Source organism: Streptococcus huangxiaojuni (assembly GCF_040930515.1).
Lineage (GTDB): Bacteria > Bacillota > Bacilli > Lactobacillales > Streptococcaceae > Streptococcus > Streptococcus huangxiaojuni.
On the sequence record NZ_JBFQEG010000029.1, the window covers coordinates 1 to 20,753 of the forward strand.

Annotated in this window: 20 protein-coding genes and 1 pseudogene; all 21 read right to left on the reverse strand. The window is 42.5% G+C overall.

Translation table 11 applies throughout. The features are described 5' to 3' along the window. Positions 1-916: 916 nt before the first annotated feature. Positions 917-1,516 (reverse strand): histidine phosphatase family protein, encoded by a 600-nt coding sequence (locus AB3329_RS10595; protein ID WP_368396079.1) that lies wholly within the window; start codon positions 1,514-1,516, stop codon positions 917-919. Between the two features lie 6 nt (positions 1,517-1,522). Next, positions 1,523-2,136: pseudogene (locus AB3329_RS10600) on the reverse strand (histidine phosphatase family protein). After that, entirely contained in the window at positions 2,129-2,725 is a 597-nt protein-coding gene (locus AB3329_RS10605; RefSeq protein ID WP_368396105.1) for a histidine phosphatase family protein, read from the reverse strand. The pseudogene AB3329_RS10600 and the gene AB3329_RS10605 overlap by 8 nt, the downstream one beginning before the upstream one ends. 54 nt (positions 2,726-2,779) lie before the next feature. Further along, entirely contained in the window at positions 2,780-4,243 is a 1,464-nt protein-coding gene (locus AB3329_RS10610; RefSeq protein WP_368396081.1) for a glycoside hydrolase family 1 protein, read from the reverse strand. Between the two features lie 238 nt (positions 4,244-4,481). Continuing rightward, positions 4,482-5,318 carry a Cof-type HAD-IIB family hydrolase gene (locus AB3329_RS10615; RefSeq protein WP_368396082.1) on the reverse strand — a complete coding sequence of 279 codons (837 nt, stop codon included), beginning with the start codon at positions 5,316-5,318 and terminating at the stop codon, positions 4,482-4,484. Positions 5,319-5,391: 73 nt separating this feature from the next. Continuing rightward, positions 5,392-6,006 carry an SGNH/GDSL hydrolase family protein gene (locus AB3329_RS10620; protein ID WP_368396084.1) on the reverse strand — a complete coding sequence of 205 codons (615 nt, stop codon included), beginning with the start codon at positions 6,004-6,006 and terminating at the stop codon, positions 5,392-5,394. 34 nt (positions 6,007-6,040) lie between these two features. Then, on the reverse strand, positions 6,041-6,877 hold the full coding sequence (locus AB3329_RS10625; protein WP_368396085.1) for a Cof-type HAD-IIB family hydrolase: 837 nt from the start codon (positions 6,875-6,877) through the stop codon (positions 6,041-6,043). A 252-nt stretch (positions 6,878-7,129) separates the two neighbouring features. Further along, entirely contained in the window at positions 7,130-7,984 is an 855-nt protein-coding gene (locus AB3329_RS10630) for an SDR family NAD(P)-dependent oxidoreductase (RefSeq protein ID WP_368396087.1), read from the reverse strand. A gap of 208 nt (positions 7,985-8,192) precedes the next feature. After that, the gene (locus AB3329_RS10635; protein WP_368396089.1) at positions 8,193-9,629 is read right to left on the reverse strand and encodes a 6-phospho-beta-glucosidase; all 1,437 of its coding nucleotides are present in this window, start codon (positions 9,627-9,629) and stop codon (positions 8,193-8,195) included. Between the two features lie 712 nt (positions 9,630-10,341). Next, a complete protein-coding gene (locus AB3329_RS10640; RefSeq protein ID WP_368396091.1) occupies positions 10,342-11,358 on the reverse strand; it encodes a Gfo/Idh/MocA family oxidoreductase in 1,017 nt (338 codons plus the stop codon). A 523-nt stretch (positions 11,359-11,881) separates the two neighbouring features. Continuing rightward, a complete protein-coding gene (locus AB3329_RS10645) occupies positions 11,882-12,223 on the reverse strand; it encodes a Lin0368 family putative glycerol transporter subunit (RefSeq protein ID WP_368396092.1) in 342 nt (113 codons plus the stop codon). Beyond that, entirely contained in the window at positions 12,213-12,530 is a 318-nt protein-coding gene (locus AB3329_RS10650; protein ID WP_438272906.1) for a Lin0368 family putative glycerol transporter subunit, read from the reverse strand. Before AB3329_RS10650 ends, AB3329_RS10645 begins: the two co-directional genes overlap by 11 nt. 226 nt (positions 12,531-12,756) lie before the next feature. After that, on the reverse strand, positions 12,757-13,845 hold the full coding sequence (locus AB3329_RS10655) for a DUF871 domain-containing protein (RefSeq protein ID WP_368396095.1): 1,089 nt from the start codon (positions 13,843-13,845) through the stop codon (positions 12,757-12,759). 203 nt (positions 13,846-14,048) lie between these two features. Continuing rightward, positions 14,049-15,401, reverse strand: a complete 1,353-nt coding sequence (gene celB / locus AB3329_RS10660; RefSeq protein ID WP_368396096.1) for a PTS cellobiose transporter subunit IIC — start codon at positions 15,399-15,401, stop codon at positions 14,049-14,051. A 42-nt stretch (positions 15,402-15,443) separates the two neighbouring features. Next, on the reverse strand, positions 15,444-15,956 hold the full coding sequence (locus tag AB3329_RS10665; RefSeq protein ID WP_368396097.1) for a hypothetical protein: 513 nt from the start codon (positions 15,954-15,956) through the stop codon (positions 15,444-15,446). Positions 15,957-16,033: 77 nt separating this feature from the next. After that, complete coding sequence (locus AB3329_RS10670) at positions 16,034-16,348, reverse strand: PTS cellobiose transporter subunit IIA (RefSeq protein WP_368396098.1); 315 nt, start codon at positions 16,346-16,348, stop codon at positions 16,034-16,036. A 5-nt stretch (positions 16,349-16,353) separates the two neighbouring features. Then, on the reverse strand, positions 16,354-18,339 hold the full coding sequence (locus tag AB3329_RS10675) for a BglG family transcription antiterminator (protein ID WP_368396099.1): 1,986 nt from the start codon (positions 18,337-18,339) through the stop codon (positions 16,354-16,356). A gap of 52 nt (positions 18,340-18,391) precedes the next feature. Continuing rightward, entirely contained in the window at positions 18,392-18,709 is a 318-nt protein-coding gene (locus tag AB3329_RS10680) for a PTS cellobiose transporter subunit IIB (RefSeq protein WP_067061782.1), read from the reverse strand. A 224-nt stretch (positions 18,710-18,933) separates the two neighbouring features. Continuing rightward, positions 18,934-19,251, reverse strand: a complete 318-nt coding sequence (locus tag AB3329_RS10685; RefSeq protein WP_368396101.1) for a hypothetical protein — start codon at positions 19,249-19,251, stop codon at positions 18,934-18,936. A gap of 379 nt (positions 19,252-19,630) precedes the next feature. Further along, positions 19,631-19,960 (reverse strand): hypothetical protein, encoded by a 330-nt coding sequence (locus AB3329_RS10690; RefSeq protein ID WP_368396103.1) that lies wholly within the window; start codon positions 19,958-19,960, stop codon positions 19,631-19,633. Positions 19,961-20,554: 594 nt separating this feature from the next. After that, a partial coding sequence (locus tag AB3329_RS10695; protein ID WP_368396104.1) for a hypothetical protein occupies positions 20,555-20,753 on the reverse strand: 199 nt, incomplete at its 5' end.

The window sequence follows — 20,753 nt, forward strand, 5'->3', positions numbered from 1 at the left end:
AGCCCGTTAAAAGAGCAAGGCAAAAATGGCGGTAAGCCAGAAATCTTTGATTTCGTAGGCGCACCTCTGCCAAGACGACTAGAAAGCTGCTGTCGGCCGCTAGGACGACAAAGCTTTCAGACGGCTACGGCTAGCTAACTTGAAATCAATTCTAAACTTAGCCATATCTTTTTTGCACAGCTCTTAGGGCGTGTTCAATTAACAAGATACAAAGGCCGTTAAAAGCTCATAGCAAAAATAGGAAAACTGACGAAGAAACTTCGGTTTCTAGGAAGTTTTATACTCACAAGAGCAGCCACATTCGTACGTCAGCTTATGCTTCCTACGACTGCGTCTCTTTTTTGCAAAGAGCTTAGGCCGTGTTCAATTAACAAGATACAAAGCCCGTTAAAAACGCAAAAGGAAAATAGGGAATGTCAAGTGATGTCTTGCATCACGCTGACAGCCATCTTTTTCCCGCAGCGTTTAGGGCGTGTTCAATTAACAAGATACAGAGCCCGTTAAAAGAGCAAGGCAAAAATGGCGGTAAGCCAGAAATCTTTGATTTCGTAGGCGCACCTCTGCCAAGACGACTAGAAAGCTGCTGTCGGCCGCTAGGACGACAAAGCTTTCAGACGGCTACGGCTAGCTAACTTGAAATCAATTCTAAACTTAGCCATATCTTTTTTGCACAGCTCTTAGGGCGTGTTCAATTAACAAGATACCAAAGGGACGTTAAGGGAGCGAGACAGTAGTCCGAATCGTGATGTCCGCTATTTCTTCCCCTCAGGCCCAGTAAAGATTTGAAAAACGGCTAAATAACGCTGGCTGTTTCATTTCTGTACAGGCAGTACAACTATTAAATTAATGAAAGCTAAAAGTCATCTCTTTCTCTCAGACATCTGTGGCTTCCAGCCTTGCACCAACTGACATTATTTTAAAAAAACCACTGTTTTTGGTGAACCGGATCAATCAATTCAGCTAAAGTAAATTGCTTTTCCCTTATTTCATATTTCAAAATACTGCAGTTAGAGAGAGGCAGGTCAAATGAGGCTGGCACATCTGACTGTCGGTAAAAAGACATGATTGCTCCGGCGTGACTGACTGCCAGAATAGAAGCTCCTGCTTCTGCTTCATCCACCAGTTTGACAATCGTCTCTTTAACACGCTTTTCAAGCTGGCTGTCGCTTTCTCCATCATACTGAAGGTAAAAATCGCCGTGCCCTTTCTGTCCCAGTCGCCGGTTAGGATGCAGGTATTCAGGCTTGCCTTCCATACGGCCGAAATTAAATTCTTTCAAGTCTTTCAACCGTTTATAATCACTTCTTTTACTAACCAGCTCCAGAGTTTCACAAGCCCGTTCTGATGTCGAACTGTATAGGTAATTAAAATGAATCCCCTTCTCCTCAAAATAAGCTCCTGCTTGTTGAGCCTGGATTCTGCCTTGCTCAGTCAAAGGAGAATCACACCACCCTTGGATTAACTGCAATTGGTTAAATAAGGTTTCACCATGGCGCATCAAATATAGCGTTTTCATAAGCCATTACCTTTCAAAGATATACTCTTCTTCCATAGGATTAAAGATAGACTGAACTTCCATTTTACAGTCATCATTGCAGCTGATTTTCAGTATCGCACAGTTAGCCATTCGCTTAGCAGGGACAGGCGGATTTTCAGTCATATGCCGATAGAATTGTGTAATAGCTGCTCCATGGCTGACAAAGAGTAAACAGTCATTTTCACTGCTTTCTGCAACAACTTTTCGAATGGTTGCAGCCATCCGTTCATAAACCTGAACATTGGATTCTCCGCCGTATGCAAGAAAATAGTCGCGGTAGCCTGAGTCGTCCTGGCGGTAAATTTAGGATTGAGATATTCTTGATGAGCTTCAAAAGCACCAAAGTCCCATTCTTTTAAACCTTTTAAACGGATATAATCCTGCCGTCCTGTTGCTAATTCCGCCGTATCACAGGCCCGTTCCTGAGTTGACGAATAAATGCGGTCAAAGACCAAACCCTTTTTTTGGAAGAAACGTCCGGCGGCTTTAGCCTGTTCAATTCCCAATTCGGTCAAAGGAGAATCGCAGGCTCCCTGAATACGTCCCTGAACATTAAATCTAGTTTGGCCATGCCGCATAAGATAGAAAGTTTTAGTCATGATTAGTCTCCCTAAACTCAATGGTCTGAAAATTTTTAGTCGGCAGAACTAATTTTTGGATGGCATAGCTGCCAGCATTATAATGAAACTCGCATATAGCGCAGTTGGAAAAACCGACTTCTTCAGGGAAATTAAGAGCAAGTTCCAGACACAGCCCCCACATTGCTGCTCCATGGCTGACCATCAAGACAGAACCGACATCGCTTCCTTGTAAATGCTCATCGATGCTTTTTCTGACCCGCTTGCCGACATCATAAATATCTTCACCGCCAAATGGCACCAATAAATCCTCAAAAAATCGGCTACCCGGTCTAAACTTGGGCAGAAGATTTTCGGGCTGTGCTTCAAACTCTCCAAAATTCATTTCTTTCAGCCCTTTTAACTGAATGGGTTCCTGACCGGAAATCAGTCTGGCTGTATCAGCGGCCCGCTCTTGTGTGGAAGAGTAAATGGCATCAAAACGAATATTATTTTTGTCAAAATAACTTTTAGCTAACTGCGCCTGAGCAAGGCCTGCATCGGTCAGCGGTGAATCACAGGCTCCCTGTACGCGGCCCTGTGTATTAAAAAAAGTTTCGCCGTGCCGCATTAAGTAAAGTGTTGTCAAGCTTGTTGTCCTCCTTTATGATCTTAAGTCAGCTGGCTAATCATTTAAAATATTAGCCCCGTTGCTTGCGATTAAGTCCTTGTAGTAGTAAAAGGAATCCTTGCGCGAGCGGTCAAAGCTCCCCCTTCCTTGATCGTCCGCATCAACATAAACAAACCCATAGCGCTTGGACATCTCTGATGTTGAAGCAGAAACAAGATCGGTACAGCCCCACCAAGTATACCCCATCAGATCAACACCGTCTTCAATAGCTTTATACATTTGTTTGACATGAGCCTGCAAATAATCAATACGGTAGCGGTCATGGATTTTACCGTCTGCTTCTACCTCGTCAAGGGCTCCCAGGCCGTTCTCTACAACCATAAGCGGTATCTGATAACGGTCATAGAGTTTATTAAGTGTCACACGAAGACCTACAGGGTCGATCTGCCAGCCCCAGTCAGAGGCTTGAAGATAAGGATTTGGCTCACTCAAGATGAGATTCCCAGCTGTTTGTTCACCGGAATCTTTCTTACGAGCAATAGAACTCATATAATAAGAGAAGGACATGAAGTCAACAGGGTATTTTTCAAGAATCTCAAGGTCGCCGTCAGCGATTTCTAAGTCAATCTGATTTTCTTTGAAGAAACGTTTGGCATAAGACGGGTATTTGCCGCGAACCTGAACATCTGAGAAGAAGAGATTTTCGTGATCTTTTTTCACTTCCTCCATCACATCATCAGGATTGCAGGTCGCAGGATAAGCCTGCATACGTGCCAGCATACAGCCAATTTTAAAATTTGGATTAATCTCATGGCCAACCTTCGTTGCCAGACTTGACGCCAGAAACTGATGGTGTGCTGCTTGGTACATTTCCTGCAGGTTCAGTCGACCGTCTTCAAACAGTAAACCGCCGGATAAATAGCCTGTCATACCGATAATATTGATTTCATTGAAAGTCAGCCAATAGGTGACCTTCTCTTTGTAACGCTTAAAAACCGTTTCAGCATAGCGAACAAAGAAATCAATCACTTTGCGATTCTTCCATCCGCCATATGCTGTTACTAAATGAAGGGGAAATTCGTAGTGAGAGAGTGTCACAAGCGGCTCAATCCCATATTTATTAAGTTCATCAAAAACCTTATCATAAAAAGCTAAACCAGCTTCATTCGGCTGAGCATCGTCACCGTTTGGAAAAATTCGGGACCAAGCAATAGATAAGCGGAAGGTTTTAAAACCCATTTCAGCATAAAGAGCAATGTCTTCTTTATAGCGGTGGTAAAAATCAGAACCCCAGCGTTTTGGATAAAGTCCTTCCTTATCCTTTAAAGCTGCATCCAGCTTCGCACGGTTCATCGGCGAATTGAACTCACTGCCCATTGTCTGCCGATCTTCAGGTGCAACAGCACGCGCTGTATCTGAAGTCGCCGGTCCACGTCCATCAACATTCCACGCCCCTTCAAACTGGTTGGCTGCTGTAGCGCCGCCCCATAAAAAACCCGGAGGAAATTGTTTCATCATCGATTACCTCTTCCTATAGTATACACTTCTATTTTATAAGGTTCTGCAAGCGTTTTCTTATGCAATAATCAGATAAACTAATACTATTAACCGATTTTTAAGAAACAGCTTTCCCAGTAAGCTTTTAAATTTTTGTTTCATCTTGTCAGTCTGCAGTACACTGATGAAAATCTATTCAAAATTCTATCGGCTCTCTGCAAATGAAAGACCGGGCTGATTGCCGGCCTTTCAAGTCGTCTTATTTTATTTCTGATTTTTTTAAATAATCTTCAATGACCTGAAAAACACCGGCTTCTTTATGACTAGGAGCAATGAAACGGGCAGCTGCTTTCACCTCCTGGGGAGCATTGTCCATAGCATAAGAAGCCCCCGCCAGCCGCAGCATTTCAATATCATTTCCGCCATCCCCGAAAGCCATGACCTGATCAGCAGTCAGGCCATAAAGCTGCATCAGCTGGGCTAAGGCCCGGCCTTTATGCCAGCCGGTCTGAATGATATCAACACCACCAAAACCGCTGGCCGTAGCTGTTAAATGCCCTGAAAAACAATTATTAAAATCGGCGATAATTTCCCTGTCTTTTTCTTCTGGCAGGAGCAGACTTATTTTAAAGAAACGCTCATCAGCCGGCAGCTGATTAAAATCCGACAGCTCTACAATGCTTTTCATCAAAAGAGCGGCCTGATCAGCTTTAATCAGGCTGCTGTCAATACTGAAATGACTGTCCTTGAGCATATAAGTTGCCTTCAAACCTGAAAGCATCACCTTGTAGTCCACTAGCTGTTTAGAAAAATAAGCCAGAAAATTTTCTAAATCTGACTTAGCAACCGTATGTTCAGCAAACAGCTGGCCGTTTGTAATCAGCTGGGCTCCGTTCTCAGCAACCACAATCAGCCGCTCTAAAAGACCGTCAAACATCATCGCCAACCTGGGCATACTGTTGCCGGAAGCTACAACAAACTTAATGCCCTTTTCTTCCAATATATCTAAGAGCCTTTCGAAACGCCGGCGGTCATAGTCACCGCAGCCATCCAAAAAAGTTCCATCCATATCGCTGGCAATTAATTTTACAGCCAACAAATCACCTCCGTTTTTATCATAACTTGTTCTGCAAAAAACTTTGTCGACCCTTCCTTATTGCGGTTTTCTTTCAGAGGTAGGCTTTTATTCGATCAGAAATGCACTGATAGGCTGAAGGAGTCAGATGCAGGCCGTCTACAGTGTAGCTTTCAGCAAGGTTGCCCCTTTCATCCAGCAAATCATGATATAAATCAATGAAAATACAGTCAGACAAATCTGCCAAAGCCTTGTTAACCGTCCTAATGGCTTGATTGCCGCGTTGTTTAACAGTCTGGCGGTAAGCTGCTGACTGATTAACTGGCAGAAGCGACAGCACATAGACCTGTTCCGTGTGGAAAGAGCCCTGCAGTTCGGCTACTATTGCAGACAGATTGCCTATAATTGTGGCTGGCTCACAGCCCAGTCCCAAATCATTTGTTCCGATTAAAATAAATACCTTAGCCGGTTTGACATCACCCACCTGAGTCCTTAAATGCTGCAAAAGCCATTTAGAATCGATACCGGCAATCCCTCGGTTGATGAGAGGATACTCCCGTCCCAGCCATTTCTTTAACGGAAAAAAATCAATGAGAGAGTCGCCGGCAAAAACGATGCCGTTTTTTTCTTCCTGTGGGTTACGTTTTTTAAACTGTTCCAGTTTATCGTCCTGATAGGCCCTCAATTCCGGGCTGATTGTTTCTAACATTGCGGCCTCCTGCTATTTGATTTACAAACTGTATTTACATATTAAAAGCAGTATGCTCAGCTTCTTGCTTCATCAGATAAGAAGCCATTACTTTCAGAACACCATTTTCTTCATTTGCCGGCGCTTGAAAAGCTGCTGCTGCCTTTACTTCTTCTGCTGCATTAGCCATAGCATAAGAATATTTTGCTAACTTTAACATTTCCAAGTCATTGCCGCCATCGCCAAAAGCCAAGAGACTGTCAGCAGTCAGCCCCCAGTATTCCAACAGATACTTAAGGCCAGTTCCTTTATGCACATGGGCAGGGATAATATCTAAACAGCCAAAGCCGCTGGAGGTCGCCCGCAACCGATCGGATCTAAAGCGCTGGTTAATAGCTTTCTGGATGCTGGAAGTCAGAGATTCCTCAACCAGAAAGGTAACTTTAAAGAAATGGTCATCAGAAACCCTATGCCAATTATCAACATACTGCATCGCCGGCAGATAGTAGCGCAAAGCTTCTTTGACAGCAGTCGGTGTTGTCTGCAGCATATAAGACGATTTTTTGCCGGCCAAATTGATAATGGCTTCGGGATAATAGCTTTCCATATAAGAAAGCAACCTTGTAACAGCATGTGGACTTACAAACTCTTCCAACAGCGTCTTGCCGTTAACGACAATATGACCTCCATTTTCTGCAATCACCGCAATATGGTCGCTACGGCCGGGAAACTGCTGAATAATCTGACGATACTGATTGCCGCTGGCGACAACAAATTTAATATCTTGTTCCTGACAAAGCTGCCAGAGCCTGTCGAACAAAACTTTATCATAGGTTTTCCTGTCTGTTAAAAATGTACCGTCCATATCGGTTGCAATGATTTTTACTGTCATAACTTTCCTTGTCCTGTCGTTTTCTTCGCACAGCCTTAAACCGTAATAGAATGTCTGTTCTTTTTTATTTTATCTTAAATACACAATATAAACAATAAAAAACCAATCGAAACAGTTAATAACAAAGAATCAGACAGGAATGCCTCCTGTCTGATTCTTTTAAAGCTGTACTGAAAATTGGCATTTTTATTATATGGGCTGTTGAGTCCCATTTCTTTTAGCCATACTGTCGCATTAGGCAGTCAGTCTTCATCAGGCCAGGGGGCCTTTATTTTGCCAACTGGAAAAAGCTTCCTGATAGTCCTTGTCCCAGCGGGACAGAGCCGGCCTGTTATAGATTAAATCATCCATAGCCCAGCGCATGCGGCGGTCATCTATAACTTTTGTCACTTCGTTATCTAAGGCAATGATATAAAAATCACCTTGTTCAAAGCGTTTATAAAAGTACTCCAACAATTCCTCAGCCGACCAAGGGGCTTCAGGCTTGGTCTCCGGCCGCTCAAAATCAGCTTCCGGAAAATTCATAGGTGTCCAGGTATAGCCCGGAACTAATAAATGGGCTGACACTTGACAGTCAGGAATGTTTCGCAGTTCATGCTGCAAATGTTCCGTCAAAATTTTTACAGCCCCTTTCGAAACAGAATAGGCTACATTACCAGGAGGTGTCGTTATCCCTTCTTTTGAGCCGAGGTTAACAACTGCTCCTTCATTATTTTGGGCAAGCATAGTGGGAACAAAGAGATGCTGCAAATTAACAATGGACGAAAAATTTACGGCTACCGTTTCTTCCCAGTCTGAATAAGCATCCAGCGGCCCCGCTTTTTTGCCGATTCCAGCATTATTAAACAGCAAAGCACATTCCCCAAAAGTTTCATAAGTCAATTGATGGAGTTTTTCCAAAGCTGAGTAGTCCCTGACATCACCCCCGAGGTAGACCGCTTCTGTCGGCAGTGTTTCTACTACTGCCTTTAGGGCATCCTCATTAATGTCAAAAAGAACAAGCTTCATTCCCTTTTCTGACAGAAACTTTGTGGCTGCCAAACCAATTCCTGCTGCTGCTCCGGTAATGACAGCCACACGATTTTTTTGAATAATCGTCCTTGTCATTTCTTCCTCCTTTATTACTTAAACAAAGCCCCAAACTCTCTTATCAATCAGATGAGTGCCTTTATAGACTGCTATCGAGCCCCCACTCCATACTGTGCAAAGCCGGATATAGGAGTAAGGAAAAGCTGATGACTTAAGACCGGCTTTTACTAGCTCCTACTGCATTGACCTAAACCATTTGCTGCATTTTTTATGGTTTTTTACCTCACTAGCCTAAGTCTGCTCCATTTGACGCTGTCACTTGCTTATACCAATCATAGGAATCTTTTTTAGAACGCTCTAGGGTCCCTGATCCATCATTGTTGCGATCCACATAAATAAAGCCATAGCGCTTCTTCATCTCACCAGTTGTAAATGAAACACAGTCAATGCAGCCCCAAGGCGTATAGCCCCAAAGCTCAACACCGTCCTCATCAATGGCTTTTTCCATTTCTTTGATATGAGCCCGCAGATAGTCGATACGATACTGATCATGCACTGAACCGTCAGCCTCTTTGACATCAATAGCTCCAAATCCATTCTCAACAATAAAAAGCGGCAGTTGGTAACGTTCATAAAAAGCGTTAAGGGAATAGCGCAGACCTTCTGAGTCAATCGCCCAGCCCCAATCGGATTCTTTAATAAAAGGATTGGTAACAGAGTATTCACTGCCTCCGCTAGTATCCTGAGAAATATCTTTATGTGCTGTTGAATCAACTGTATTGCTCATATAATAGCTAAAGCCGATGTAATCAACTGTTCCTGAAGCCAAAACTTCTTTATCCTCTTCTGTGATATCAACAGTGATACCTTTACGTTCAAACATTTTTAAGGCATAATTCGGATAATAGCCGCGAACCTGTACATCACAGAAGAACCAGCGGTTATGCATCATTTGCTGAGCCAGAACCTGATCAGCCGGACGGGCTGAGAAGGGATAAATCGGTACCATGGCAATCATATTGCCAATCTTAAATTCCGGATTAATAGCTTTACCGAGTTTAACCGCCTTGGCAGAAGCCAGCAGAGTATGATGACCGCAAATATACATAGCTTCTTCAGGATTTTGATAGTCGCCAAAATGAGCACCGGAATTTGTCCAGCCGAAAATATCATTGCTGTAGTTCATTTGATTATTGATTTCATTGAAGGTCATCCAGTATTTGACCTTATTTTTGTAACGTTTAAAGACACTTTCAGCAAAATTAAGGAAATAATCGATGGTTTTGCGACTCATAAAACCGCCGTATTCCTTAGCCAGATGGTAAGGCATTTCAAAATGCGATAGGGTAATCACGGGCTCAATCCCGTATTTCAGCAGTTCGTCAAAAACAGCATCATAAAAAGCCAGTCCTTCTTCGTTGGGCTCTGCTTCGTCCCCTTTCGGAAAAATACGGGACCAGGCGATTGACGTCCGAAAGCATTTGAAACCCAAATCAGCAAACATAGCAATGTCTTCCTTGTAGTGATGATAAAAATCAATACCAATATGATTAGGGTAGTAGTTGCCTTCAACAAGGCCATCGGTGATAAGCCGAGGCACACCATGAGCTCCTGCCGTCATCACATCAGCAACAGAAAGCCCCTTTGAAGTCTCTAATACACCACCTTCAAACTGATGGGCAGCCAAAGCACCGCCCCACAGAAAATTTTTTGGAAAAGTCATCGAAAACTCCTTTCAACAAGATACAAAGCCCGTTAAAAAATCCGTATGAAAATAGGGGATGGCAAGTGATGCTGGCATCACGCTGACAGCCATCTTTTTCACTAGGATTTTAGGGCGTGTTCAATTCAACAAGATACAAAGCCCGTTAAAAAATCCGTATGAAAATAGGGGATGGCAAGTGATGCTGGCATCACGCTGACAGCCATCTTTTTCACTAGGATTTTAGGGCGTGTTCAGTTCCAACAAGATACAAAGCCCGTTAAAAAATCCGTATGAAAATAGGGGATAGCAAGTGATGCTGGCATCACGCTGACAACCATCTTTTTCACTAGGATTTTAGGGCGTGTTCAGTTCCAACAAGATACAAAGCCCGTTAAAGCTCACAGAAAAAATGGCGGTAAGCCAGAAATCTTTGATTTCGTTTGCGCACCCCTGCCAAGACGACTAGAAAGCTGCTGTCGGCCACTAGGACGACAAAGCTTTCAGACGGCTACGGCGACAGCCATCTTTTTCCCGCAGCGTTTAGCCCGTGTTCAATTATAAAAATTTTGGCCCCTTCACTTGCTTTTTTAACAAATTGAGCATGCCTGAGATACCCAAGCTGAACAGAAAGTACTGGAGAGGCCCGTTCTTAACAGAAAACAAAAACGGCAGACAGCAAAGCAATTCTCGTTCAGGCATGCATAAAATTATCTTGCAGGCTGCAGTCTCATCACTTCAACCCCGAAATTCCTTCTTCTAAAATTTCGATCAGCCTGATTGTTTCACTGTCTTGGACAAATTTATCAGCTCCATTTGCCAGTGACTGATAAAGCTTTTCATAAAACTGGCTGTAGTCACCAACCTCTGAAACAACTTTTTCCTCATGGTAAGTTCCCGCTTCATCCACATAGGTCAGACAGCCATAATGTTCAGGATAATCCAGTCCAAAATCAGCATGATCCGGCATATAAAAATGTTTCAGATCATCTTCCTGCCGATCCTTTGTTTCCTTAACGAACATTCCCTTTTTACCGTACACAACAAAGCTAGGACGCGCTTTAATGCGGAAATAACTCGATTTGATTGAAACTTTTAGAGCATCGGCATAGTAAAAATCAAGATCAAAATAATCATTCATCCTGCCTTCGCCCAATAATTGGCGCACATCGTAGTGGATATGATCTGGGTCGCCGAAATAAGAAAGAACTTGATCAACCGTATGACAGGCATGGCCATACAGGTAAGACACTGCAGGTGAGAAAGTCTTCATTGATTCAGGCACTTCCGGACGAAAATAGTCATAGTGCATCTCAACTTCTAACAGTTCCCCCAGCTTGCCGCTTTCAATCACTTTTTGTACGGTTAAAAAATCAGAATCCAAGCGTCGGTTCTGATAAGCCTGCAAAAATACACCCTTCTCTTTTGCTAGATCAAACAGTTCCCTTGCTTCTGCGGCAAGCATTGTGAAAGGCTTCTCTAAAAGAACATTTTTCCCATGTTCCAAAGCTAATTTAGCATTTTCATAATGAAATTCAGCCGGAGTTGTGATAATAATCAAATCAAGTCCGTCATCTGTTAAGATATCATCGATAGAGCTTGTATAATTCACACCGTCCAGTTTTTGCCAACTACTCTTACCTGATGGAAAAAAAATCGTTTTGACCTGAAATTTCTTTGTTTTCAAAATAAAGGGCAAATGGTAACGGTTCGTACTTTTCCCATTCCCAATAAAACCAACTGTAAGCATACCAATCCTCCTCAAAACACCAAGATACAAAGGGCGTTAAAAAATCCGTATGAAAATAGGGGATGGCAAGTGATGCTGGCATCACGCTGACAACCATCTTTTTCACTAGGATTTTAGCCCGTGTTCAATTACACCAAGATACAAAGGGCGTTAAAAACGCAAAAGGAAAATAGGGGACTGACTGACGAATCGTCAAATTCTAAGTCAGGGCGTCTTTTTCCCACAGCGTTTAACCCGTGTTCAGTTCCAACAAGATACAAAGCCCGTGAAAAGAGCAAAGCAAAAATGGCGGTAAGCCAGAAATCTTCGATTTCGCAGACGCACCTCTGTCAGGACGACTAAGGAGAAAGACAGAACCTCAGACTATGAAGCTATGAAGTTTGTTGCCACGCTCCTGTAAGGCCTAACAAACATTTTAAAGCTTTGAAAAGCTACTTAACTGGCGAACAGCGCAACAGATTACAATCTCCCCTTGCTCACCCATTTCTGATTTCACTTCAACTGCGTTTAGACTGTATTTAGTTTAAAAAATCTTGTTTAATACAAAACCTGCTAAAATGCCTCCAAACAGAGCTGCAAGAACATTGAGCCATGATTGTTTAATCTTGCCACCTGCTAAAAGACCATGCACATAAACACCAACGTCAGTTGCCAATCCCATATCAATAAAAACTGGACCGGCTTGCTTAATAAAGGCAGCGGGTATTCCGTGATTCAAAAGCCAAATCGGGCCAATAATCACCAATGCAGCCATAAAACCGCCTAAAGCATGCCATTTCAAAACAAGTCTCCCCCAGATAAGCAAGACCGCAAATGGCAAAGCAAAACCACCAAGCACAGTTAATAAGATTTGACTAATGGTCACTCTTTCCCTCCCTTTTTTTTGACAAAAGCCTTTCTACGCAGTAGGCACCAAAACCGCCAAGTGCTGCACCAATAACAACAAGAAGCAGGGTTGGAAAACTCTTCAAAATACCCGTCCAGCCATAATCCAAAGCATCACGTATGAACACTGCTGTAGCAATACCAAATCCCATATCTACTCCGATGTCTCCAGTCTTTAACTGAACCATGCCTTTATAGTGAACAAGATACCAGAGAGGCCCAATCGCAATAATTGCTGCTACAAAACCGGCTAAGTATAACCAAAAGGACTGGCAAAATAACTCCAAAGAAAAGGGACAAAAAAACCGGCTAAAAAATATCCCGCAGCCGCTATTAAAAACGCTGGCCCTTTATTCCCACCTTTTTTATATCCATTTTCATTTATTCAAGCACTCACCCCTTTCACATCTTCATTCTAACATTTGTTATAATAAAAGTATCAAGATCTAAATATTTCATAACACTGTTTCAATAATTTTTATCCAGTTCACAAGTTCTTCACGAAGGCTAGACTCACAGTGTCAGTTCAAAAGACTGCCAAGGTTTCAGCAAATCCAGCACAGGCAGATAATCGTCGGCCACTTTGCCAATGATATTGTGAGTGCCGTCATTCGGCCGCTCTCTTAAAGCAATTTGGAGTTCGCCTCTATACTGTCCGCTGCGATTATTACAGACAGTCAGCTGACCTTTTTCGATGATCTTGTCATGATTTACTGGCGGAAAATCTCTGTCTTTATAGAGACTGCGCATTTCTGATGAACGAATCATATAGCCGGAATAATCTCCGCGATAGCGATGCCTGTTATCGAGAACAATAGCTTGCTCATCAGCCGAGGCCGTAGACAGTAAAGTCACTTTCAACCGAGGTACAGCTGATACAAAGCTGTCATATATTTTCTGCAGCTCATCAACAGGCAGCAAGGACGACGCAACAAAAATATCATCAATCAGCTGAGTAGCCAACAAAAGCTGAACTTGTGCCTCAGGCGATAACTGACGCTGACATTCAGCACTGACCAGCATATCTCCAACAGGCCAAGGTCCCACCGTCCCTTTTGGGGAATCAATAAAAGCAGCTGTCCTTAGATGGTGTTTCTTATACTGGGCGGCACAGTCTGTAAAATAAGTAAAATCAAGTCCTGTATAGGGCTGAGGATAAAAATTATGCGATCCCGTCACATGTCTGCGGTCTGCAGAAAAGTCCATTACCTGATCAATATAGTGCTGGCCGCGGGATATATTCAGCTCAATTACCAGCCCATAAGGATTTTGTGACATCTCTGCTTCTTCCTGCCCTGTAAAACCCTGATCTAACCGCAAAGCCCAAACACCCAAATCGTTGAAAAAAGCTAAATCCTCATAATTTACTCCCAGTTGTTCAAACAGCTTCGGATTGATATCAATAGATGTTTTCATTCCCAGACGATTGCCGTGGGCAATCACTTCCCTAAAACGATCAAGCGTCTCTTCTGTGCTGTCTGTAAGCTCCAGCATCGATGTAAATACCCTGCTGTAGCCTATCTCAGCAGCAGTTGACAAATAACTCTTAAGAATAGCCGTCTCTGTTTTCGACGGGTAGACAGACAAACCTAATTTACCCATAACTCTCCTTAGTTCCAACAAGATACAAAGCCTTCAGACGTCTACAGCCAGTAAGTAAACAGTAAGACAAATCTCAGGCCTTAAAATTCCCTCACTCTCTCATTTTTGAGTTCGGGCTGAAACAACCCTCTAAAACAGCTTTTTAGGACTTATTTTCTTCAAATAAGGCATCCTGTACGCACAGGATGCCTTATTACCATATGTTAAGCTTCAGCTGCGCCTTCTTCAGCAAGCAGTTTGTTATCGTACATCTTGATAAATGGATACCAGATGATAAAGGCGACAATGGCGCAGACAATGGCCGTTATAAAAGCACCGATACTGCCGGCTAGGCCGCTTCCTGCGGCACCAATGTAAGCACCAAGGCCGATGGGCGTTGGCCATGGGGTCTGAGCAGTTGCTATACCGGCTAAGCCAAGTTTAACAGACCAATAACCAACAGAAGCACTGGCAATCGGAGCCAAGATAAATGGCAGTGCCAGAATAGGATTGTAAACAATTGGGATACCAAAAATCAAGGGTTCGTTAATATTAAAGATAGCAGGTCCCATCGCTGCCCTGCCCAGCACTTTAAGCTGAGCAGATTTAGCCATGAAGGCCAGCCAAACACAGAGCAGCAGAGTCGCACCGGAACCGCCGATAGTAACATAAGCATTTGTGAACTCACCGGCAAAAGCGATATTAGCACCTTTTACATTTTCAGCCATGTTGGTCAAGAGAATTGGGTTAACCAAGCCCATGACGATATTGGCACCGTGAATACCAACAATCCACAGGGCGTGAACCAGCAGGTAAATAATAACGATACCGATCCAGCTGTTGGTGATATTGCGGACAAAGGCAAATGGAATAGCAATAACATTGTAGATATCTGTCCCAAAAGCAATAAAAATACCATCAATAATCAGCAAAACAAAGGCAACGAAAGCCGCAGGAATCAGTGCGGAGAAGGAACGGGAAACCCCTTCGGGAACAGCTTCCGGCATCTTCACAACCCAATTGCGGTTAACACACAGCCGATAGAGCTGTACAGCTAGAATAGCCATCAAAATAGCTGTAAACATACCTGAAGTTGATAGGCGGTCCAGACTGTTTCCTCCGATAGTCCAGCCGTTGATGGTTTCTCCATCAACATTGAGGTAGTCAAAGGCCCCTTTTGAAACAACTAATTGCGGAATGGTTAAGAAGTATGCGAATACAGACAGCAAGGCGCCATAAACCGGATCCACATTTTCTTCCTGCTCCTCTGCATAAATCTTCGTGTATTCATAACCGATGACAATAGAAAAGTAGAGTGACAGAATTCCCATTGTACAGTTATAAGCCTGCAAGTACAAGGGCTGAATCTTGTCAAAAGAATTAGCCCAGAAATCCTTGATAAATTCCAAAGGAAAAGCAAGCGGAACAATGCTTAATACCAAAAACATCGAGCCGACAATGGTGAAAGGAATACTGGCCATACCAGCGGCAACGATAGCACGGACGGGACGGTAGGTAGAAACCTTCCCCATCGGTCCCATCAGGTACTTCTCTAAGAATTCAAACAATTTATTCATTATTGAACCTCCTCCTTAAAATATGAAAAATATGTTTGCTAATTATTTAATAGTAGCCAGATACTGCTGGATACGGTAATACTGCCTGTCTTTTTTTTGGTTGATACGCTTAAGTTTAGCTAACATCCAAGCAGCTAAGCCTATGCCAGCCGCAAGAAGTGCGGCTAATAAAAGCTGTACCGTTCTGCTGACAGCCAGAAAAGGGTAAAAAGAGTGATAATGATTTAACAGCACAGCAAGAATGAGCAGGCTGTTAACAATAATAATCAGCTGAAAATACAGCCGAGTCATACGTGCCGGCTTTTGATTTTCAGAATACATCTGATACTGCTCCCACATACAGACAGCACCGCAGGCCGCTAAAGCCAGCGGCAGCACTGCCGATTTTGCAGCGTCAGACAAAGACAGCAATAACAGCCAGTAGAGATTGACAAAAAAGAAAAAAGCAACCACATAGCGAATCAGAAAATATCTGGTGTAATACATACTTTTCAGACCGTTTTTCTTTCTCAGCCCGTCAATTTTCTTTTTTTCTGCTTCTGTTAAAGCAGCCATAGTAATTCCCTCCTTGACAGTGAACAAAACTTACCTTTGGTTTTAAGAGACGGCAGCACTTTAAAAAACTGACCGCTTTAGCCGAGCTTTTTATACAGTTCCAGCATTTCCAAGGCTACTTCCCGCAGTGTCATCGTTGTCATTAGATGATCTTGGGCATGAACCATGATGATTTCAATTTTAATTTCAGTACCGCCGGCATATTCTTGTAAAAGGTTGGTCTGAGCTTGATGAGCCTTGAGCAGCTCTTCATTTGCTTCTTCAAGTTTCGCAGCAGCTGAATCAAGCTCTCCCTTGCGCATAGCATCAAAGCCTTCATGAACAAGTGTCCTTGCGTTACCGGAGTTCAAAATAATCTCAAAAGCGGCTACTTGTAACTCTTCTGGATTCATGGGTGTCACCTCTCTTTTATCGTTAAAAATAATTTCCTAAACTGTGCAAATGACTGACAAGCCAGCATTTCAGCCTGCAAATCAGGCCGCTCTACCAAATCGACAATGGAAGCAGCCAGTTCTGTTAACCCTTCGTTATTATGAATGGACATAGATGTTAAAAAAATGAACTGAATATGTGGATAATCACTGTTCCATTTCAGACCGTTTTTGACAATAGCCAAACCTATCCGATGGTGGTTGGCTGCAGCCTTAACCGGATGGGGAACCGCAATAGTATCGCTGAAAACGACCGAAGACATCTCTTCTCTTTGCCTGATCAGCTCCTGCATTCGCCCGACAAAAGCCTGATCTTCCCCCTCTGCCATCAGCTCCAAAAGTGTCTTGATAACACTGTCTTTATGACCGTCTTTTAAAATAAGGAAAGATTTTTCAGAAAAATACTGGTCAAAAACCGAGTCTATATCGCTACTATCTCCAGTCTTACTCTCCTGAACGGCAGATGAGGCTTTTCCCAGCTGAGCAATTTCATGACGGAGCATCTGTACTTCATCTTCATTTAAAAAGATGGAGACCGTATAGACAGGGACCGTAAAGAGCAAATGCGAAAGATCAATGGAAGAAATAATAAAATCAACATCTTTTAACCTGTCATCATTAATTTCATAGTAACCGATGACATCCTTGATATGGATGATATTTCCCAGCTCATTTTCAATCCGGCTCTTGAGCATCTGAGCAGAGCCAAATCCAGTAGCGCAAATCACTAAAATATTGTATTTATCATGACGTTCTTTATAGCGCTCACTGGCAGCCATAAAATGCAGAGCAATATAAGACAGTTCATCTGCCGAGAGCAAATAGCCAGAAAAAGCAGGCAGGGCTTGCATCAGTTTTTCTGCCAAATGGTAGCTTTTCTGATAGTGATTTTGAATCTCTTCGCGCAAAGGATTTTCTAAAGTAATCTGGCCGTTAAGACGCAGCAAAAGTGTTGACAGATGAGCCAGCAGCCCTTCAAGGAGCTGTGAATCGCTGCTAAATGGCAAAGCTATTGACTCTAAAGCCTGTATCAATTCAAAGCGAAGCTGAGACAGCGAATCTTGAGGAACAATTCGGCTGCTATGACTTTTAGAAATCAGGTGCAGCGTGATATAATCAACTTCTTCAGAGGGAAAAGTCATTGAAGCAGCCTTAGCGACCCGCTCTAAAATCCTTACAGCTACTCTGCGTTCCGGCAAGTCCGCAAAAGCTTCAGACTGCTCTATCTTGGCTATCGCAAAACCGGCCTCTAAGCGCCGAATAGCTAAGGCGATATGGATAATCAGATTTTGAATCACAAAATCAGACAGCTTTAGTTCTGCTTCACGGCATTCATCAATAACAATAATGGACAGTTCCTCAAAAGTGATGCTATGATTCAAAAAATCATCATCAACATAGGTATGCATACTGCTGATAAAGCCGGAATCACTGAAATAATCCATAATAAACCGCCTCTTATCGCGTTCCGATCCGGTAACATAAACGCCTTTGTTGGCTTTGCTTTCAACTTTTAAATGGTAGGGAGCAAAGCGCTGCCTGATTTTTTTAAAATCGTTAGATAGAGTAGAACGGCTGACAAAGAGTTGGCTGGTTAAATCGTCAAAATAGATTTCATTTTGTTCAAAGAGAAGCTTATTGAGCAAATAATTATAACGATCATCGGCATCAGCCGTCTCATCGTTAGGAAGATGACTTTTAGGCAGACGGTTAGCCTTTAAAAAGTCAGCCAGCCTTTCTTCATCTTCAACGATAAGACGGTAGCCGTATCCCTGTTTAGAAACAAGCTGCAGGCCCTGATAGCCATCAAGTTTCTCCATAATGGACTTGCAGTAAGTTCTGATGGTGCGGTCTGAGCAATTCAGCTGCACTCCCAACTCCTTGCTGGTCGTAAAGTGCTCTTTGTTCTGTATCAGATACTGAACAATCTGCCTTTCTTTTTTATTTAACATATGGTAACCTTCAGCAGCCCTACAAGACTGCTTAAGCGTAGAAACGGGGGTACTAAATATTTTCCTTTACTAATGCAGCCATTTTTTCAATCCCCATAGGAATAGGAATATAGGCTTGCGGCGGGATTTGCACAATCGGTTTATCTTTCTTAGCAGCAGCATCAGCTAACTGTTTGAAATTCATCTTTGTCTGAGGACTGACTAGATAAAGATCGTATTTATCAGCTTCGATGCGTTTTTGCCCTTCAGGAACACCAACAGCATCCATTTCGATATCTTCTCCCTGTTCTTGCAAAAGTGTCGCTGTCTTTTTAGCAATCATCGAGGAAGACATGCCACCTGCACAAATAATCAAAGCTGTTTTAGCCATAATTCTTCTCCTTCGTTTAATAAAATTTGTAATAGCTTACATTACTATTCTAATAAAACGCTTACACAATGTAAAGGCAATCTTTTTCCTTAGTGAAACGGAAAAAACCAATGTCTGCATAACCTGCTTAAAAAGCTATATAAAAAGGAAACTTCAGTTTCAGAAGTTTCCTTTCCCGAAAGTTTCAAACCAGTGCTCCTTCTTTTGCAAACTCTTCCTTAATGTCAGGAAGGAATAATGCCATTAGGGCTGCTGATAACAACCTGACCGGAACTCAGATTATACTCGTCCCGAATCAGCTGCTTTAGGGCCGTATCATTGATTTTTGAATACACACGGTACTCCCTATCCTTTTCTGCAATCAATTCAAGGCTTGGTGCTATTTTATCATTAGCCAGAATATCCGGACGTTTGTCCATATTTTTAAATTGAATGATGTAAATCGATTCGGAAGACCCTGTAAGCCTCTTGCGATAGGAACGGCTGTAGAGCTGTAAGCCTAAAAGTGCCAGTAAAATAATAATCCCCAGCCAGTAGTACATTTTTCTCCTCCTTCTTTCCAAATCAACTGCTCCATACAAACTACAAAGCAAACTGACGGAACGATACTGTTGTTCGCACAGTCACTTGACCGGGAGCCAAATGGCAATCAGCCGTCAGAACTTTGTTGAGCTTAGCATCATTTATTTTTGACTGCACAAGGCAGACAACATTGTGACGGCTGATCACCCGCAGTTTTTGTCTAAGATGGTATTTTTTCAATATCAGGTATTAACTCAACATCTTTGAATCGGATAAAATAATTAAAACTGCTGCTTTCTGTCTCTTTAGAAAAGAAAGAATCCCTTGATACAAAGCCCGTTAAAAGAACAGTTCATCATAAGGCAGGCAATTAGTGTGAATAACAGCTTAAAACTGCTTTTACAGTACACCGACACCGCCTGACAGCTGTGTTGTTTGAACGACCACTTGCCCTGGTGACAGATGATAATCTGCCAGCAGAATTTCCTTAATTTTAGCATCATTAATCTGAGCCTGTACAAAATAAACATCTCCGCTGTGGCTGACAATCCGCAGTTTTTTTCTGAGATTGCCATTTTGTGCAATATCAGGAACTGCATCTATATCTTTAAAGCGTACAATATAATTATAGCCTCTAAATCGTGTTGCAAAGAGCATGCTGCGCACCACCCAAATGGCCACTGCAATCATTGCAATTGAACCTAAAGTTATTATCATGTTGTCAGACATTTTCTTTCCTCTTTCTAATCATACACAAAACCATACCCCACTCACAAAAAATGAACCGATTCTTTTTCTGGGCTCTTAAGGGTTGGTTAAATCATCAAGCTAGAAAAGACCAAACATCGGAGCATTATTGCCTTTTTGGTCCCTTCTTTCATTAAGATAAACAGTCTGATTAACACGACGGCGGCTCAAAGAGGTTGAATTGCAGAAAAATCGGAGGAGCAGCCGATATTTTGCTATAAAATACTGATAAAACCATATCTGTCTCCTCCTTTCACTGAAGCTAGCATAAATTGACAGATGAGAAGCCTGCAGCCGACTGAACATAGAAAATTTTTATTTAAGCCAGACGGAACGGCTGCAAAACAGCTGAACCAATCAACAAACACTTAACGAAGCAGGTTTTTGTTTCAGCTGATTTCCAAAAAATTTACACCAAAAACCTTTATATATCAAGCTTTCATCTATTTCCAATAAATAATTTTGACCTTATTATACTCTTTTTTGTAAGCGGTGTCAACTTTTGATAATCTTATTTAACGAAGTCTTCTGCCGATAAAGCCTAATGAAAAACAGCCAGTCTAAAGACCGGCTGTTCTATAAAAGATTCAATAAATCAGAGAGGTTCTGATAATGACTGGCTTCTTGTATCTGCAGCTGTGCCAGCCCTTCTGTTTCTTGGCCGATTTGCTGCTGCAGGAGCTCCGCTTCATTGTCCAATGCTCTTTTGGTCTGCCTGACTAAATCAGGAGAATCCTGACAAAGGCGGTTCAGCCATAGGCTCAGCCTTTCAGTT

Bases quoted from the DNA above. Each gene is read 5' to 3' on its own strand.
- AB3329_RS10595 (WP_368396079.1), bottom strand. From the start codon at position 1,516: ATGAAAACGCTATATTTGATGCGCCATGGTGAAACCTTATTTAACCAA.
- AB3329_RS10605 (WP_368396105.1), bottom strand. From the start codon at position 2,725: ATGCGGCACGGCGAAACTTTTTTTAATACACAGGGCCGCGTACAGGGA.
- AB3329_RS10610 (WP_368396081.1), bottom strand. From the start codon at position 4,243: ATGATGAAACAATTTCCTCCGGGTTTTTTATGGGGCGGCGCTACAGCA.
- AB3329_RS10620 (WP_368396084.1), bottom strand. From the start codon at position 6,006: ATGTTAGAAACAATCAGCCCGGAATTGAGGGCCTATCAGGACGATAAA.
- AB3329_RS10625 (WP_368396085.1), bottom strand. From the start codon at position 6,877: ATGACAGTAAAAATCATTGCAACCGATATGGACGGTACATTTTTAACA.
- AB3329_RS10630 (WP_368396087.1), bottom strand. From the start codon at position 7,984: ATGACAAGGACGATTATTCAAAAAAATCGTGTGGCTGTCATTACCGGA.
- AB3329_RS10635 (WP_368396089.1), bottom strand. From the start codon at position 9,629: ATGACTTTTCCAAAAAATTTTCTGTGGGGCGGTGCTTTGGCTGCCCAT.
- AB3329_RS10640 (WP_368396091.1), bottom strand. From the start codon at position 11,358: ATGCTTACAGTTGGTTTTATTGGGAATGGGAAAAGTACGAACCGTTAC.
- AB3329_RS10655 (WP_368396095.1), bottom strand. From the start codon at position 13,845: ATGGGTAAATTAGGTTTGTCTGTCTACCCGTCGAAAACAGAGACGGCT.
- celB (WP_368396096.1), bottom strand. From the start codon at position 15,401: ATGAATAAATTGTTTGAATTCTTAGAGAAGTACCTGATGGGACCGATG.
- AB3329_RS10665 (WP_368396097.1), bottom strand. From the start codon at position 15,956: ATGGCTGCTTTAACAGAAGCAGAAAAAAAGAAAATTGACGGGCTGAGA.
- AB3329_RS10670 (WP_368396098.1), bottom strand. From the start codon at position 16,348: ATGAATCCAGAAGAGTTACAAGTAGCCGCTTTTGAGATTATTTTGAAC.
- AB3329_RS10675 (WP_368396099.1), bottom strand. From the start codon at position 18,339: ATGTTAAATAAAAAAGAAAGGCAGATTGTTCAGTATCTGATACAGAAC.
- AB3329_RS10680 (WP_067061782.1), bottom strand. From the start codon at position 18,709: ATGGCTAAAACAGCTTTGATTATTTGTGCAGGTGGCATGTCTTCCTCG.
- AB3329_RS10685 (WP_368396101.1), bottom strand. From the start codon at position 19,251: ATGTACTACTGGCTGGGGATTATTATTTTACTGGCACTTTTAGGCTTA.
- AB3329_RS10690 (WP_368396103.1), bottom strand. From the start codon at position 19,960: ATGTCTGACAACATGATAATAACTTTAGGTTCAATTGCAATGATTGCA.